Below are 14,624 nucleotides of genomic sequence, written 5' to 3' on the forward strand. Positions count from 1 at the left end.
TCTAGGACGCTGCTTGCGCCTCGGACGCCTGCGCCTCGGACGCCTTGGCGATCTCCCGCTTCAAGCGCGGCGCCTTCAAGGAGAGCTCGTCATTGCCGGCCTTGAGCAGATAGGCGTCCAGCCCACCCCGGTGCTCCACCGAGCGAAGCGCGCTCGCGGACACGGTGAGGCGGACAGCCTTCTTCAGAACGTCGCTCTGAAGGGTGACATTGCTCAGATTGGGCAGGAAACGGCGCCGCGTGCGGCGCTTTGCATGGCTCACATTGTTGCCGGTGAGCACGGCTTTGCCGGACAGCTCGCAGCGACGGGCCATGGTCCATATCCTTCTTGCGAAAATCGTGTGATTACCTGACGCAGCTCGTGACGCATCACAAGCGCGAGGCTCAAGGCCGGGACATATACGGGGATGACCGAATTCGGTCAAGATAGGACAGGAAATTCGGCCTAGGTTGGCCCAATTGACGAATCCGACTAATCCTGCTCAGTGGCCAAGCAGGACACGGACTTTGGGGGTACCCGGGAGGGGCTGCGATAGATGCGGGTCGCGCGAAATCTCTTGAGCTTTGCGGCCATGGCGGTGGCGGTGCTGGGCCTGACAGGCTTGGCATTGATTTCGCTAGACTTTTCGCCTGCACGCGACGCGGGGCAAGCGCACGCCGAGAGCCGGCCCGACATGGCGGGGGACGACGCCGAACTCGACGGTAGCACGCGCGGCCCGATCCTAGACGACCGCGCGCCTTTCCCGATCGAAGGCCTTTACGGCGATAAAGACGAGCAGGGCGCGAGCGAGGCGCCGCCAACGGCCGATCCGGCCCCGCCAGTAGCCTCTCCCGTCGACACCTCGGCCCGGTTCGTCGCGGTCTACAACATCAGTCTCGGCCGGTTCAACCTGGGCAATTTCAGCATTTCCGGCACGGTGCAGAACGGCCAATACGCCTTGCGTGGCAATGGCACGTTTTCGGTGCTGAAGGGCTGGGTCTTCAACTGGCAGGGCTCGATTGGCGGGGCGGGAAAAGCGACCACGGACGGCCCGAACCCGAAATCCTATTCCTTCAGCCAGTCGGACGGAAAATACAACGAGCGCCTCAAGATCGACTTTGGCGATGGGTTCGTGAAGTCGGTCACCATCTGGCCGAGGCCCCAGCCCTATCCCGGCGAGATCAAGGTCACGAAGGAGCAGGTCCAGAACGTGGTGGATCCGTTGAGCGGCGCCTTCCTCACCGCGCGCTCCGACAGCCTCCACGCCGATCTCAGCGTCTGCAACCAGGTGATCCCGGTGTTCGATGGACGCTCCCGCTACGATCTCGTCTTGAAGCCGAAAAGGCGCGTGATGGTGCAGAACCGGGGCAACGGCAACTACTCGGGGCCCGCAGCCGTCTGCAAGGTGAAATTCGTTCCCATCTCCGGCTACCCGCGCGGCGACCCGGGCATTGCGGAGTTGCAGCAGGCGAACGGCATCGAAGCCTGGCTCGTGCCCTTGCGGGGCACGGGGATGTATGTGCCCTACCAGATCGTGATCCCGGCCTTCGGGGGCTACACCGCGGTCGCCGTGGCCACGTCCATGCGCGCAGGCCGCGCGGGCCGGGCCGAGGCGCGCTAGGGCACGCCTTCTCCCCAACCTAAATTCGTCGTGCCCGCGAAGGCGGGCATCCCGTATTCACCGCCCGTCGTGAATCGGAACGGCGTTGGTTACTGGATCGCCCGGTCAAGCCGGGCGATGACGCAAGAAGAACGACGGCGGAGGCATCAGCCTCCGACCTTAGTTAACGCGGCAACCCCAAACCACAACATGTCGTAGGGAACGGCCTGCGAAAATTTACGAACCCCTGATTCGTCGCCGGTCTGTTCACGGTGTGGGCTTGGCTGGGCGCGGCCTGGCGACGGCTCAAGGACAAGATCTAGACGGTGTCATGCCCGCGAAGGTAGACATCCCGTAGGCACCGCACGTCCAACCTCGTCATGCCCGGACTTGATCCGGGCATCCACAAATCTAAGGGAGCCGCGCAAAGACATGGATGGCCACCCGGGTCCGGCCTTGCCGGCCCGGGCGCAGGCTCAAGTCAAGCCCGGCGATGACCCGGAGAAATGGGATGGTGCGCCGGCGCCTAGAGATCTTGGTTAACGCGGCAGCCCCAAACCACAACATGTCGTAGGGAACAGGCGCGGAAGATTTACGAACCCCTGATTCGCCCCTGCTCTGTTCCCCTTGCGATCTTGCGCCAGGGGAACCCGTGCACGACGGGAATGCTAGATGTAGCGCGCGCCCCCGAAGCCGCTTACATGTCGTGCGCAGGGGAAAAGCCTGCGTCCTTGTTCCAGTTTGGAACGGAACATAAGTCGAATACGCTGGAGTCAGCGATTCGGACGGGATTCGTTCTCCCCCCGTTCGCGGCTCACACCGGATCGCGTTAAGAATTTCTCTCAATGCCCAAAGTCTTATCCACACAATCCACAGGCACCCGGACGATCGGTGCGCAAACAACCGGGGCACATGGCCCGCCCAATCGCGGGCGTGGCGTGACGGCCGTGCTCGGCCCCACCAATACCGGCAAGACGCATCTCGCCATCGAGCGCATGCTTGCCCACGAGGTGGGGGTCATCGGTCTGCCGTTGCGGCTGCTCGCGCGCGAGGTCTACGAGAAGGTCGTCGCCAAAGCCGGACCGGGCGAGGTTGCGCTCATCACGGGCGAGGAGAAGATCAAGCCGCCGCGCGCGCGCTTCTTCGTCTGCACGGTGGAGGCCATGCCGCGCGAGCTGGAGGCCGATTTCGTCGCCGTCGACGAAATCCAAATCGCCGCCGACGGGGAGCGCGGGCATGTGTTCACCAACCGCCTGTTCCATGCCCGGGGCACGTCCGAGACCTTGCTTCTCGCGCGGCGACCATGCGCGATGCGATCCGGGAGCTTCTGCCCGGCGCAAATCTCGTCTCGAGGCCGCGCATGTCGAACCTCACTTACGCAGGCGAGAAGAAGATCACGCGCCTGCCCCGCAGGTCCGCGATCGTCGCCTTCTCCGCCAACGACGTCTACGCCATCGCCGAACTCGTCCGCCGCCAGCGCGGCGGGGCGGCCGTGGTGCTCGGCGCGCTCTCTCCCCGCACCCGCAATGCGCAGGTCGCGCTCTATCAGAATGGCGACGTCGATTTTCTGGTGGCGACCGACGCCATCGGCATGGGGCTCAATCTCGACCTCGATCATGTCGCCTTCGCCGGCGTCCGCAAATTCGACGGGCATACCCACCGGAACCTGACGCCGTCCGAGATCGGACAGATCGCCGGGCGCGCCGGGCGGCACATGAACGACGGCACCTTCGGCGTGACGGGCCAGGCTCAGCCCTTCGACGCCGAACAGATCGAGCGGCTCGAGACCCACGCCTTCGATCAGGTGGGCGTCCTGCAATGGCGCAGCCGGACGCTGGACATCGCCTCGATCGAGTCCCTGAAGGAAAGCCTGCGAGAGATGCCGGTCCATCCGCGCCTCACCCGCTCTCGCATGGTCGACGATGTCATCGCGCTGGAGAACGTGACGCGCGACGAGACCATCTGCGCCATGGCCAAGTCGCCGGCCGCGGTGGGCCTGCTCTGGGACATGTGCCAGATCCCCGACTATCAGCGCGTTTCTCCGGCCGATCACGCGGACCTGGTCGGGACGCTGTTCGGCTACGTCATGAGCGACGAGGGCAAGATCCCCGAGGACTGGTTTGCCCGTCAGGTGGCGCAGGCCGACCGCACCGAAGGCGACCTCGATACGCTTTCCAATCGCCTGGCCCAAATTCGCACCTGGACATTTGTGTCCCACCGCGCTCAATGGCTGCACGATCCGGAGCACTGGCAAGAGCGCACCCGATCGATTGAGGACAAACTGTCCGACGCGCTTCACGAACGCCTCACGCAACGCTTCGTCGACCGGCGGACAAGCGTGCTGATGCGGCGGCTGCGCGACAAGGAGGAGATGATGGCCGAGATCGGCGACGACGGACAGATCCTGGTCGAAGACCATTTCGTGGGCCGGCTCGACGGATTCCGCTTCACGCCGGATTCGTCGGGCGACGGCATTCACGGCAAGGCCGCACGCAACGCGGCGACACAGGTTCTGGCGAGCGAGCTGGCCGCCCGCGCCGACGCCCTTGCCGCCGCCGCCGACGATGCCATCACGCTGTCGAGCAATGGCCGGATCCTGTGGCAGGGCTGCGAGATCGGCCGGCTGGTTCGGGGCGAAACGGCGCTGAAGCCCCGTATCGAGGTGTTCGCGGACGAATATCTGAGCGGGCCCGACCGGGAGCGCGTCACCGCCCGCCTCGATGCCTGGCTGGCCGCCTATCTCGACGCGAAGCTGAAGCCGCTCATGGCCCTCAGCAACGCCGAGGACCTGACGGGGCTCGCGCGCGGGCTCGGTTTCCGCCTGACCGAAAATCTCGGCGTCCTTCGGCGCGAAGGGGCCGCCGATGACATCAAGGCGCTGGACCAGTCCGATCGCGGACAGCTGCGCAAATACGGCGTCCGGTTCGGCGCGTTCAATCTGTACTTCCCCGCACTCCTGAAACCCGCCGCGGCGGAACTCCTGCTGCAACTCTGGGCACTGCACGGGGGCCAGGACTACGGCATTGATATCGACGCCATGCCGGAACGCCCCCAACAGGGCCTGACCTCCGTGCCGGCGGATGCGGCGCTGCCCGAGCCCTATTGGCGCGCAGCGGGCTTCCATGTGGCGGGCAGTCGCGCGGTCCGCATCGACATGCTGGAACGGCTGTCGGACTTGATCCGCGCCCGCGTAACCTGGCGCCCGGAAAAAGCGGCCAAGCCGGTCGAAGCGATGACTGTCGAGGAGACGGCGGCCGAGACGCCAACGGTGGCCGAGGCGACCGCGACGGAAACACCGGTCGTCGAGACCCAAGAGGCGGGCGAGACGCTGGCGGCGGAGACCGGAACTGCGCGCGCGGCCGCACCGTCGGCAGAAACCCGCGAGGCCGCGCCAGCGGCCGATGCGCCCAAACCGCCATCGGGCGCCACGGGCGACGGTGGCTTCCGCGTCGTGCCGGAACTCATGTCGATGGTCGGCTGCTCGGGCGAGGAGTTCGCCTCGATCCTGCGCGGGCTCGGCTTCCGCCTGGAGCGGCGGAAGATCGACACGCCGGCAGAGCCGCAATCGTCGGCAGAGCCAACCAAGCCGGAAACGCCCTCCGAAGCGACGCCGGTCGCGGCGGAGGCAAGCGCCACAGCCGGCGATGCACCGGCGCCCGGCCATGTGGCAGACGGCGCTGTCACCGAGCGTCGGCGGAGCCCGCGCCGGTCTCGACGAGATTTGGCGGCCGGCCAAGCGCCGCCCCGCCACGGCAGCAGCAGCGCGGCCGCGGCCGGACCGCAAGCCGGGCCCATGGTAATCAGGCCGTCGGCGAGACCGAGCACAAGCGGCGGCCCGACGAACAGCACGCCAAACGGCCCAAGAAGGACCATCCGCAAGGGAAGGCCCACCGGAAGGCGGGTAAGGGCGACCGTTACGGCGGCAAGGGCAAGGACCGCAATCCGGACGGCAATCGCCAGCCCAAGCGGGAGCCGGTGAATCCCGAGAACTCGCCCTTTGCAGCCCTCAAGGACTTGCGCGACAGTCTGGCGGCGCGTGGGCGCTCCGGACGGAGCTAGGGCCGCGACGCGTGACGGGCCAGCGTCTCGATAAATGGCTCTGGTGCGCCCGTCTGGCGAAGACCCGCTCGGCCGCCACACGCCTGATCGCGGACGGCAAGGTGCGGATCAACGGCGAGCGGGTGCGCAAACCCAGCCGGCTGGTGCAGCATGGCGACGTCGTCACCGCAACGCCGCCCGGGAGGCTGGTGGTTTGGCGCGTCCTCGACGCCGCCGAGCGGCGCGGTCCGGCGCCCCTGGCCCAAACCCTCTATGACGACCTGACGCCGCCCCTCGACGAAACGGAAGGCGATGCCGGAAGCGAGGCGCGTGTCGGCAAACGGCCCACGAAGCGCGACCGGCGGCGCATCGACACATTCCGGGCCCTCTGGAGCTAGACATGGGCGTGCGCCCCGCGCGCGCGCCCACCGCGGAAATTCCGCCCCACCGTGGGGCGCTACGCCGCAAAACCATCCTAAAGATCGGGGTTTGCCGGGAGGCCGCACGCCTTGTGCTGCCGACGCTATTGTTATAGGCAGGGCTCCTTCGTCCCGGGTTTGGCTGAGAGCCCGAACTGGGCTTTGACAACCGGGCTGGGACAGCCCCATGGCATGTGGAATCGATGACATACGTCGTCACTGAATTATGCATTAAGTGCAAGTACACCGACTGCGTCGAGGTGTGCCCCGTGGATTGTTTCTACGAGGGTGAGAATATGCTCGTCATTCATCCGGACGAGTGCATCGACTGCGGCGTCTGCGAGCCGGAATGCCCTGCGGACGCCATCAAGCCGGACACCGAGCCGGACCTGGACAAATGGCTCGACGTGAACCGGGAATATTCGGAAGTGTGGCCGAACATCACGGTCAAGAAGCCCGCGCCCGAGGATGCCGATAACTTTCAGGCCGAGCCAGACAAGTTCGAGAAGTACTTCTCGGCGGAGCCCGGCGAAGGCGACTAAGGGCGGATTTGGCGCGGGAAACACCGGAAAAACGGTCCGCCTGTTAACCTTTTGGTCAAAATGCCACAGGTGCTGCCCCAAAAACGGCCATGCCTTCAAGGCGCCCGGCTTCCGAATTTACGATTTTTGTGATATGGTCTCTTTGAAATGGCGCAGACTGCCCGCGCGTGAGGCACCAAGAGAGGCGAGCCGATTGGCGCGCTTTTTTTCTGAGCTTCTAGGAGAAGTTGGCGATCAGGCCCCCTGATCGAACACATCTTTATTGTCAGCGTTCGCCGCCCCGCCGGGCGGCACCAGCGATCCCATCGCTGACCGGTTTCGACGCAGACAAGTTCACGCGCCCTTGGCCCTGATGCGCCCCATGACGATCAACAGCGAGGCGGAGCATATGGCGGAAAAGAAGAGACCCCAGCAGAGAAACGGTTTTCGGACGAATGAGTACATCGTGTACCCCGCGCACGGCGTGGGCCGCATCATGTGCATCGAAGAGCAGGAGATCGCCGGTGCGAAACTCGAGCTGTTCGTAATCAATTTCGACAAGGACAAGATGACCCTTCGGGTGCCGACCACGAAGCTCGAAAGCGTCGGCATGCGCAAGCTGTCCGAGGACAAGATCGTGAAGAAGGCCCTGACCACGCTGAAGGGCAAGGCCCGTGTGAAGCGGACCATGTGGTCGCGCCGTGCCCAGGAATACGAAGCCAAGATCAACTCCGGCGACCTGATTTCCATCGCCGAGGTGGTCCGCGACCTGTACCGGTCCGAGGCACAGCCCGAGCAGTCGTACTCGGAGCGCCAGCTCTACGAAGCCGCGCTCGACCGCATGGCGCGTGAGTTGGCCGCCGTGGAGAAACTGGACGAGGACAGCGCGATCGCCAAGATCGACGACATCCTTGCCAAGTCGGCCCGCAGCACCAAGCTGCCGCGGAAGCCGCCGAGGCAGCCGGAAAGGCCGCCGCGGCCTAGGATCGGATCGCCACGCGGCTATGTTTCGAAAGGCCGGGCGTCATGCCCGGCCTTTTCTTTGTGCGCAGCGCAGAACGGGCCTCAGCCTGCGTCCAGCGACGAGCTGGAGGGCGCATCCAGGACCTCGATCTCCTCGGGGTGCGAGATCGCGATCATGGGGCCGTTCCACCACTCGACCCAGCCGCGCACGCGGATGCGCTTCCCCGGCAAGCTCGCAAGATCGAGCCCCGCCGCCTCCATGACGGGCAGCCGCTTGCGCGTGATTGTCACCGTGAAGTCGCTGCGCCAATCCTCCGCGAAATTGACGTAGACCAGCTTCCGCCCCTCGCCGATGCCATGCACGGTTCCTTCGACGAGCTGGTAGGTGTGGCGCAGATGACCGAGCCGCTTGGGGTCGTGGGCATCGCGCACTTGATACGTCAGGGAGTGCCAGAGCCCGCGCCGGTCCGTCCGTGCGCGCGCCTCGACCGCAAGCAGGTGGCCGAGACACGCACCAAGGTCCGGCAGCGCCGCAACCCGCGCCAGCCCCTTGGCGACGAGCGCCTCCTGAACCCAGACCTGCTTGCCGTCCCGGTCGAGAAAGACGTGCGCGAGCACGTGGCCGTGCCGGTCTTGCCTGCGGGTGTCGAACCGCAGTTCCACCGTTGCGCCCTCTACCTGCGCGGCAAGCGCCTGCTTGGCCTGAGCCGCGAACGGCCACGGGTCCGGCCCTTCCCAGTCCGGCGGCGGCGCAGGTGCCTGGACCCCGAGCAGCCGCACCTCCCGTCCGTCGTCAAGCGCCAGCGTTTCGCCATCGACGGCCGAGGACACGACCGCGCGCTCTCCCGGCGGCAGGGCGCAAATCTCGGCGGACGCGACAGGTGCGCCCCCGCAAAGAACAAGGCCGACGCTTATTCGAAGTGCCCAGTTGCGCATCCGGCCATTCTAGGAACGCGGCCCGTCGCGAAACAAGCCGCGCGCCGGCGGCTCGCGCCCAAGCCCGGGCAACGTCCACGATCTGTCTCCTCGCGGTGTCATCGGACGGTTGTCTTTATCGGGTTCTTGTTCCTGGAAAGTGTCACGACCGACACAAAACTTTTATTGTCCCTCGCGAGACTCGGTGCCGACCTGGCGCCGGTCCTGGCGCGTTGCGTGGCGGCGTTTTTGCACTGACGAACGATGAGAGATCTCCGATGACCGACGACACCAACGAGACTGGCAGAAAAGACATGAAGGCGTGGCTGGAAGCCGAACTCGAAGAGACTCTCGACGAAACGCTCGAGGCCGAACTTTCCGAACCCATGCTGAGCGAGGAACTGCGCCAGATCTACAAGGAAGCGCATCCGGACTCGCTCGACCGGCGCGTCTATCTCACCAACCTCCTCCGGCTTCAGGCCGAGCTCATCAAGATGCAGAGCTGGGTCGAGGCGACCGGCGCGAAAGTCCTGATCATCTTCGAGGGCCGCGACTCCGCCGGCAAGGGCGGCGTGATCAAGCGCATCACGCAGCGGCTCAATCCGCGCACGGCCCGGGTCGTCGCCCTGCAGAAGCCGTCGGAAAAGGAACGGACCCAGTGGTATTTCCAGCGCTATGTCCCGCACTTGCCTTCCGGCGGCGAAATCGTGCTGTTCGACCGGTCCTGGTACAACCGGGCCGGCGTCGAACGCGTCATGGGCTTTGCCAACGAGGGCCAAGTGGAGCGGTTCTTCCAGGACGTCCCGGAATTCGAACGCATGCTCGTCCGGAACGGCATCATTGTCCTGAAGTACTGGCTCTCCATCACCGACGAGGAACAGCAGCTCCGTTTCATGATCCGCATCCACGATCCCATGAAACAGTGGAAGCTCTCGCCGATGGACCTGCAGTCGCGCGTCCGCTGGGAGCAGTACACGAAGGCCAAGGAGGAGATGTTCGCGCGCACGAGCATTTCCGAAGCGCCTTGGTACATCGTCGAAGGGAACGACAAGAAGCGCGAACGGCTCAATTGCATCGAGCACATCCTGTCGAAGATTCCCTATCAGGAGGAGCCCTACGAAAAGATCGAGCTCCCGGACCGGGTCTTCAACCCGGACTACGATCGCAAGACGCTGCCGCCGGAGCTGTACGTCCCGAAGATCTTCTGACGGGACGGCACCGGCTCACCGCACTCAGTGCGCCTCCCTGCCGGCGGCGGGCACCGCATCTCTTTCGCGCCGCCGTTCAGCCGGCCCGTGCGCGGTGAAGTCTCTGGATGAAGCCATGGACGACGGCGCCGAGCAGGAGCACCCACGCGTGGACAAACGTCACCGCGGCGACAATCGGCACCACGATCCCGACACTCCAGGCGAACAGCCATAAGGCCAGCACCTCCACCAACGATCGCACCGGGGCCTCGCAGGCCATGGGCACAGTCTCACCGGCCGCGACCTTCTCGGCGCAGAGCGCGCTGGACATGTTGACCACGACCGCGAGTTCGGGAAGAGCGAGGACGTACAGAACCGCAAGCAAGCCAAAGAACGTCGCTCCGACCCGCGCCCAAAACGTCGCGAAGCAGAGCTGACTGAAGACGGCGACCAATACGGCGACCACCGGCAAGGCGATGATGGAGAGCCCGACGAAGTCTGGCGTCAGCTTCTGGGGCGCGGCCGTAAGGCTTGGGCTGAGAGCGAAGACCCTGTAGACGAGAGCGATGACGGTCAGAACGATCAATGCCAGGCGAAAGCCGTCATACCCTGGCCGACGCGGTCCAATCGGGATGTCGTCCGGAGAGTCTAGCCTTCGGCCTGGCATTGTTTGAGCTGCCTTGCTCTGGCGCTGCCGCCGGGACGGACGAACGTCTCCAGCCACGCACGCGGCGCTTGCTTGAAATCATCGAGCGTGAGGAGACCTTCGGCGAAGAGCGCGCTGATTTCAGCCTTCAACGCGTACTCGGTCAAAGGACCCTTGAGCTCATGGGAATAGGCGTTCGGCAACTTGGCGTCTGGAAAGCGCCGGCGGTCCCGATCATACAGCCCAATGGTGTGAATCATTTGCCTGCGGCCACTAGCCCCGCACTCATTCCGCCGATAGCCGCGACTTGAAAATACGATCGAATCCGCCGTCATTTTCAGCATGTGCGAGCCATAGCGCCGCCGCCGGTCCTCAGGGGAAACGCCCCCGATCTTATCCTCCGTACCGACCTCGCGAGGGGACGCATCCGTCGTGTCCCGCATCTCAGGGCGTGCGCCCCCAGGGCCCGAGGCGCGGGTCCCGAATTCTTTGTCGGCGCTTGGGTTCGGGTCATGACCCAGGTCGCGACAAGAAACGTCAGCGCGAAGATCAGGACGACCTGCAAGGCGAACGGCGTGTGTCTAAGCACGTCCCGCGCTCCTATTTGTGTCCCCAGATCTGACAGCGCTTCAGATCGCGCACCGTCTTCTCGTCGGCGGGGTGCACGAAGGTCGCGAGCCAGGCTCGGGTTTCGGAGGGGAAGTCTTTCGGCGTCAGCAGGCCCTTTTGAAAGAGACCTCCGACGATCTTCTTCAGCGTGCCATCGAGGTAGCGCCGCGGCTCCCCCGTATAGTTCGCATGCATCGGAAGGAATTCTGTTCTGTACGTGACGATCTCGGTGACCACCTTGGTCCGCTGCTCGCCATCGCACTCGCGGTCTTCATACCACCTGGCTTCCACGGTGAGCGTTGACCATGCCTTGGCAAAGCGCTCGCGCGCCGCCTCTTCCGGCGAGAGATTGCCCGACCGGCTAGCCTCGATGCGCTTCGCAATCCGTTCGAACAGTGGCTGGGCGTCCGGGTCGGGCTGCAGCGGCCTCACGCCGATCGTCGGGACAGGCGCGCCATCCATGAGCCAGTACGCCAAACCGAACGTCAGTGCGCACAGCAGGACAATCTGAAACACAAACGAGCCGTCTTTGAACATCTTGCCGTGGTTTTTTGATTGTGTATCGCGCCTCGCATAACTAGTGACAGAACAGCTCTTAACGTGGTGTGTACGTCGCGCCGCGACGCCGCAAGATGCCGGTACGGCAGGATGCCAACGCTGCAAGATGCCAAAGACTTGTTGGCAAACGCAGACCGCGATGCCGTCAGCTCACGCGGACGAAGCCGGCGAGCCCCGTCTTCTGGTGCTCGATCACGTGACAATGAAAGGCCCAGTCGCCAGGATTGTCGGCGACGAGACCGATATCGATCGTCTCCCGCCGGTTCAGAACGATCGTGTCGGTCCAATTGGAGGGGAGCGTCCGCTTGTTGGACCGGAGCGGGCGGAACACCTGCCCGTGCAGGTGGATCGGATGGTCGTTCGGACTTTCGTTGCGCAAGCGAAGCACGTAGGGACGCCCCAGCTTCAGATCCGCGACCGGCGCGATGCCCTTGGCCGCGTCTCCTTGCCAGGGCTGCCGGTCGATCGACCAGAACGTATAGCCGAGCGACCCGCAAAAGCCGTTATCGGGCTTCAAGCCGTCGGGCGACCAGCCGAAGACCATCTCCACCACCTCGAGACCATTCGGATCGAAATCCGGCACGTCGTTGGGCGGTAGCGGCGAGAGCTCGGCGAGCGACCGGCCGAGGCTCGATCCGGTGGCGCGGAGCGTTGCCAAGGGGCGGATCCGCTGGGCCGTTCTATACGTCACCACCACGTCGCTACCTTCCGTGTCCGGCATCCTGATCGCGATGTCGAGCCTTTGCCCCGGCGCAACCGTGATGGGCGCGTCCGGCGTCGGCCAGGGCAGCGCCTCGCGCAAAGGATGGCCGTCGGCCCCGATGATGCGTCCTGCCGCGCCGTCTTTTTCCACCCCGTCGAAGGTCAGCCTGTAGAATCGCGTCGTGTCCGTCGCGCCGAGGCGAAGACGGACGAGCGAGCCGGCCCGGTGCTCGTAGACCGGATTTTGCCGCCAGTTCGCGGTCATCACCGTGCCGAGCGTTCCTGCCCGCGCCGCCGCCCGCGCCGAGTACAGCTTCATGAACTGGTCGTCCTTGCCGATCCGGAAATCGTGCAGGTTCAGAACCGTCTCGCGTCGAAGCCCGGGTCGTCCTTCTCGGCGACGACGATGATGCCGGTCAGGCCGCGCGCGATCTGGTCCATGGTCCGGCAATGCGGATGGTACCAATAGACGCCCGCGTCTTCGGGCGTGTAGCTGTAGTGCCACGTCTCGTCCTTCTGGATCGGAAACTGGGTGAGATAGGGAACGCCGTCCATCTTGTTCGGCACGCGCAAGCCATGCCAATGCATCGTGGTCGCCTCGTCGAGCAGATTGGTGACGTCGATGGAAAACGGGACACCTTGCCTCATGCGCAAGACCGGAGGCGGCCCATCGGGAAACACGCTGACCATGTCTTCCGTGACCGCATCGCGCAGACGGTACCGTGCTGACTGGATGCGCAGTTCGGATGGCTCGGCTCCGGCGGACTTGGCAAGCGCGGCGAAGCCCGTGGGCATGGCAAGGCCGGCAGCGCCGCCGCCAGCCAGTCCGAGAAACGTCCGGCGATCGATCTCACCGTGCCTTTTCATTAGAATATTTCCAATGTTATCAGTGATCTAAGGGACAGCCTACGCGCGCGCGACGGACATTTCCATGCCGCACGCGCAGCCGCGAACCGCGTCATGTTGTCTTCCGGATCGGCCGGTTTCGTCCCCAACAGGGTGGCGAAAACCGAGGCCGCGGTGTAGCAAGTGAAGATCAACGGCCCCGTAGCTCAGCAGGATAGAGCATCAGATTCCTAATCTGAGGGTCGCAGGTTCGAATCCTGCCGGGGTCACCAATAAAATCAAATACTTATGAATTTTGACTCGCGAAACCTAATGAGAACATTGAGTGGATAGCTACCATATAGCTACCGCTCGGATCCGCAGCTCACCGATGGAAAAGCATTTCGACAAAGCGCGTCTTTGGCGCGAAGATTGGTTACCGGAATGCTCATTCCAAATTTCGGCAAACGTCTCGCGCGAACCTTGATGATCTGTCAGCGAACTCGATCGCACGGAGGGACTCACGCGGCTCAGAGAGCGTAAGCAAGTAGAGCCTGACAGCAAAGCCGGCACGCCTGCGGAACCACTTCTCAGTGACGGATTAGGCGCGCAGGGGTAAGAGTTATGCGCAAAAAAACAGTTTCCCGTGGTCAGGTCTCACGCCTGGATCTCGTCTATCCGCCGATCTCCAACCAAGAGGCGGTGTGGTTAGAAGACGATCCCGAGGTCCAGGAAAGACTGCGCGCTAGCAACCTCTACATGATTGGCGGGCGACCCGAGGCAAGGTTCACAGACATCGAACTGGACGACGAAACGCACACCGTTCGGTTCAATGTGTGCGTGGGAGATCTCCAGAGCGAACCTGCTGCACTGCGTCTTTCGGACATTCCCGGAATCAGGGGGCATGACGAGTATTATTTGGAAGCGGGCGAGAAGATGTTCCGGGCATGGGACGGGCCCGTCCGTGCCGATGGCTCAAACGTTCTAAACTGGTTCACGACCGACAAGCTACTCTGGGACAAGAGCCGGGGTCTTCCCGGCATTGAAGGTCTCGACCGCGTGAGCGATTTAATGACGTACGACTTGCTGTACGTCGGAATCGCGAAGAAAAATGATACGTTCGAAAGACTCTTCAAGCGCGGCCATAAGGCTCGCGTGAGCATCCTAGCACACGAGCCTCAGCGCTATCCCGGCGCGCGCGTGACTGATGAAACCTTCCTCTTCGCCTTCCGCGTCGAGCCGCTCTTGCTGCAAACCTTCGATCCGGACCATGATTTCACAGAAGAAGATTTCATGAGACAGCCGGACGAGAAGCGCGTGCTGGCGGATGTCGAGAAGGCATTCGTGAGCTTGCTGAAGCCACAATATAACATCATCAAGTACGGCAATTATCCGAAAGGATCCGACGGCCTGTACGGCACCGGCATTGACCGCTACGGCTATCTCATCGGCGAGAGAATCGCGTTCAACACGGCGCACGGGCGCATTCGGGGTGCATACGATCCGCGGGGCATGATTTCCAACGAAGCGGACTTCATCTTCGTCGATGGCGACAAGGTGTCGTTTTACGTCTCCGGTGTGGACTTTCCGGCCACGACCAGACCGCCAAAGCTGCCTGAAAACCCCGGTGCGTGCTAAGGCATTCTACATGAAAGCGTCTGG

General features: G+C 63.8%; 12 protein-coding genes, 1 tRNA gene and 2 pseudogenes. 8 read left to right on the plus strand and 7 right to left on the minus strand.

Annotated features, from left to right (window positions below; genetic code table 11):
- Nucleotide 1 precedes the first annotated feature (1 nt).
- Nucleotides 2-313, minus strand: a complete 312-nt coding sequence (rpmB, locus tag AUC68_RS08880; RefSeq protein ID WP_069437290.1) for a 50S ribosomal protein L28 — start codon at nucleotides 311-313, stop codon at nucleotides 2-4.
- Between the two features lie 222 nt (nucleotides 314-535).
- Here rpmB and AUC68_RS08885 point away from each other — a divergent pair, with 222 nt between their 5' ends.
- From AUC68_RS08885 to AUC68_RS08910, 5 genes and pseudogenes are all read left to right on the plus strand, one after another.
- A complete protein-coding gene (locus tag AUC68_RS08885; RefSeq protein ID WP_069437291.1) occupies nucleotides 536-1,600 on the plus strand; it encodes a DUF3108 domain-containing protein in 1,065 nt (354 codons plus the stop codon).
- 824 nt (nucleotides 1,601-2,424) lie between these two features.
- Nucleotides 2,425-4,580 (plus strand): annotated as a pseudogene (locus AUC68_RS08895) (helicase-related protein); the annotation flags it as partial.
- 1,069 nt (nucleotides 4,581-5,649) lie between these two features.
- Nucleotides 5,650-6,015 carry an RNA-binding S4 domain-containing protein gene (locus tag AUC68_RS08900; RefSeq protein WP_069437294.1) on the plus strand — a complete coding sequence of 122 codons (366 nt, stop codon included), beginning with the start codon at nucleotides 5,650-5,652 and terminating at the stop codon, nucleotides 6,013-6,015.
- A 224-nt stretch (nucleotides 6,016-6,239) separates the two neighbouring features.
- Nucleotides 6,240-6,578: a ferredoxin FdxA gene (fdxA, locus tag AUC68_RS08905; RefSeq protein ID WP_069437463.1), complete on the plus strand. Its 339-nt coding sequence runs from the start codon at nucleotides 6,240-6,242 to the stop codon at nucleotides 6,576-6,578.
- A 388-nt stretch (nucleotides 6,579-6,966) separates the two neighbouring features.
- Nucleotides 6,967-7,541, plus strand: a pseudogene (locus tag AUC68_RS08910) (CarD family transcriptional regulator); the annotation flags it as partial.
- An 81-nt stretch (nucleotides 7,542-7,622) separates the two neighbouring features.
- Here AUC68_RS08910 and AUC68_RS15900 read toward each other — a convergent pair.
- Nucleotides 7,623-8,456 (minus strand): thermonuclease family protein, encoded by an 834-nt coding sequence (locus AUC68_RS15900; protein WP_083240572.1) that lies wholly within the window; start codon nucleotides 8,454-8,456, stop codon nucleotides 7,623-7,625.
- 257 nt (nucleotides 8,457-8,713) lie between these two features.
- Between AUC68_RS15900 and ppk2 the strand changes: the two genes are divergently transcribed.
- Nucleotides 8,714-9,643, plus strand: coding sequence for a polyphosphate kinase 2 (gene ppk2, locus AUC68_RS08920; protein ID WP_069437296.1), 930 nt, complete (start codon nucleotides 8,714-8,716; stop codon nucleotides 9,641-9,643).
- A gap of 76 nt (nucleotides 9,644-9,719) precedes the next feature.
- On the opposite strand, the gene AUC68_RS08925 is transcribed toward ppk2, so the two are convergent.
- The 5 genes from AUC68_RS08925 to AUC68_RS17150 form a co-directional block, all read right to left on the minus strand.
- Nucleotides 9,720-10,208, minus strand: coding sequence for a hypothetical protein (locus AUC68_RS08925; protein WP_069437297.1), 489 nt, complete (start codon nucleotides 10,206-10,208; stop codon nucleotides 9,720-9,722).
- 62 nt (nucleotides 10,209-10,270) lie between these two features.
- A complete protein-coding gene (locus tag AUC68_RS08930; protein ID WP_141701174.1) occupies nucleotides 10,271-10,612 on the minus strand; it encodes a hypothetical protein in 342 nt (113 codons plus the stop codon).
- A gap of 256 nt (nucleotides 10,613-10,868) precedes the next feature.
- Nucleotides 10,869-11,393: a hypothetical protein gene (locus AUC68_RS08935; RefSeq protein ID WP_141701175.1), complete on the minus strand. Its 525-nt coding sequence runs from the start codon at nucleotides 11,391-11,393 to the stop codon at nucleotides 10,869-10,871.
- A gap of 187 nt (nucleotides 11,394-11,580) precedes the next feature.
- Nucleotides 11,581-12,456: a multicopper oxidase family protein gene (locus AUC68_RS17145; RefSeq protein ID WP_204376995.1), complete on the minus strand. Its 876-nt coding sequence runs from the start codon at nucleotides 12,454-12,456 to the stop codon at nucleotides 11,581-11,583.
- Between the two features lie 38 nt (nucleotides 12,457-12,494).
- On the minus strand, nucleotides 12,495-13,004 hold the full coding sequence (locus AUC68_RS17150) for a multicopper oxidase domain-containing protein (RefSeq protein ID WP_204376997.1): 510 nt from the start codon (nucleotides 13,002-13,004) through the stop codon (nucleotides 12,495-12,497).
- Nucleotides 13,005-13,178: 174 nt separating this feature from the next.
- Between AUC68_RS17150 and AUC68_RS08945 the strand changes: the two genes are divergently transcribed.
- Nucleotides 13,179-13,255, plus strand: a tRNA-Arg gene (locus AUC68_RS08945).
- A gap of 331 nt (nucleotides 13,256-13,586) precedes the next feature.
- Complete coding sequence (locus tag AUC68_RS08950; RefSeq protein ID WP_069437300.1) at nucleotides 13,587-14,600, plus strand: hypothetical protein; 1,014 nt, start codon at nucleotides 13,587-13,589, stop codon at nucleotides 14,598-14,600.
- Nucleotides 14,601-14,624 lie beyond the last annotated feature (24 nt).

Source organism: Methyloceanibacter methanicus (assembly GCF_001723285.1).
Taxonomy (GTDB): domain Bacteria; phylum Pseudomonadota; class Alphaproteobacteria; order Rhizobiales; family Methyloligellaceae; genus Methyloceanibacter; species Methyloceanibacter methanicus.

What these genes read in the sequence shown, in the direction of transcription:
- rpmB (WP_069437290.1), bottom strand. Translation starts at nt 313, where the DNA reads ATGGCCCGTCGCTGCGAGCTGTCCGGCAAAGCCGTGCTCACCGGCAAC.
- AUC68_RS08885 (WP_069437291.1), top strand. Translation starts at nt 536, where the DNA reads ATGCGGGTCGCGCGAAATCTCTTGAGCTTTGCGGCCATGGCGGTGGCG.
- fdxA (WP_069437463.1), top strand. Translation starts at nt 6,240, where the DNA reads ATGACATACGTCGTCACTGAATTATGCATTAAGTGCAAGTACACCGAC.
- AUC68_RS15900 (WP_083240572.1), bottom strand. Translation starts at nt 8,456, where the DNA reads ATGCGCAACTGGGCACTTCGAATAAGCGTCGGCCTTGTTCTTTGCGGG.
- ppk2 (WP_069437296.1), top strand. Translation starts at nt 8,714, where the DNA reads ATGACCGACGACACCAACGAGACTGGCAGAAAAGACATGAAGGCGTGG.
- AUC68_RS08930 (WP_141701174.1), bottom strand. Translation starts at nt 10,612, where the DNA reads ATGCTGAAAATGACGGCGGATTCGATCGTATTTTCAAGTCGCGGCTAT.
- AUC68_RS17145 (WP_204376995.1), bottom strand. Translation starts at nt 12,456, where the DNA reads ATGAAGCTGTACTCGGCGCGGGCGGCGGCGCGGGCAGGAACGCTCGGC.
- AUC68_RS17150 (WP_204376997.1), bottom strand. Translation starts at nt 13,004, where the DNA reads ATGAAAAGGCACGGTGAGATCGATCGCCGGACGTTTCTCGGACTGGCT.
- AUC68_RS08950 (WP_069437300.1), top strand. Translation starts at nt 13,587, where the DNA reads ATGCGCAAAAAAACAGTTTCCCGTGGTCAGGTCTCACGCCTGGATCTC.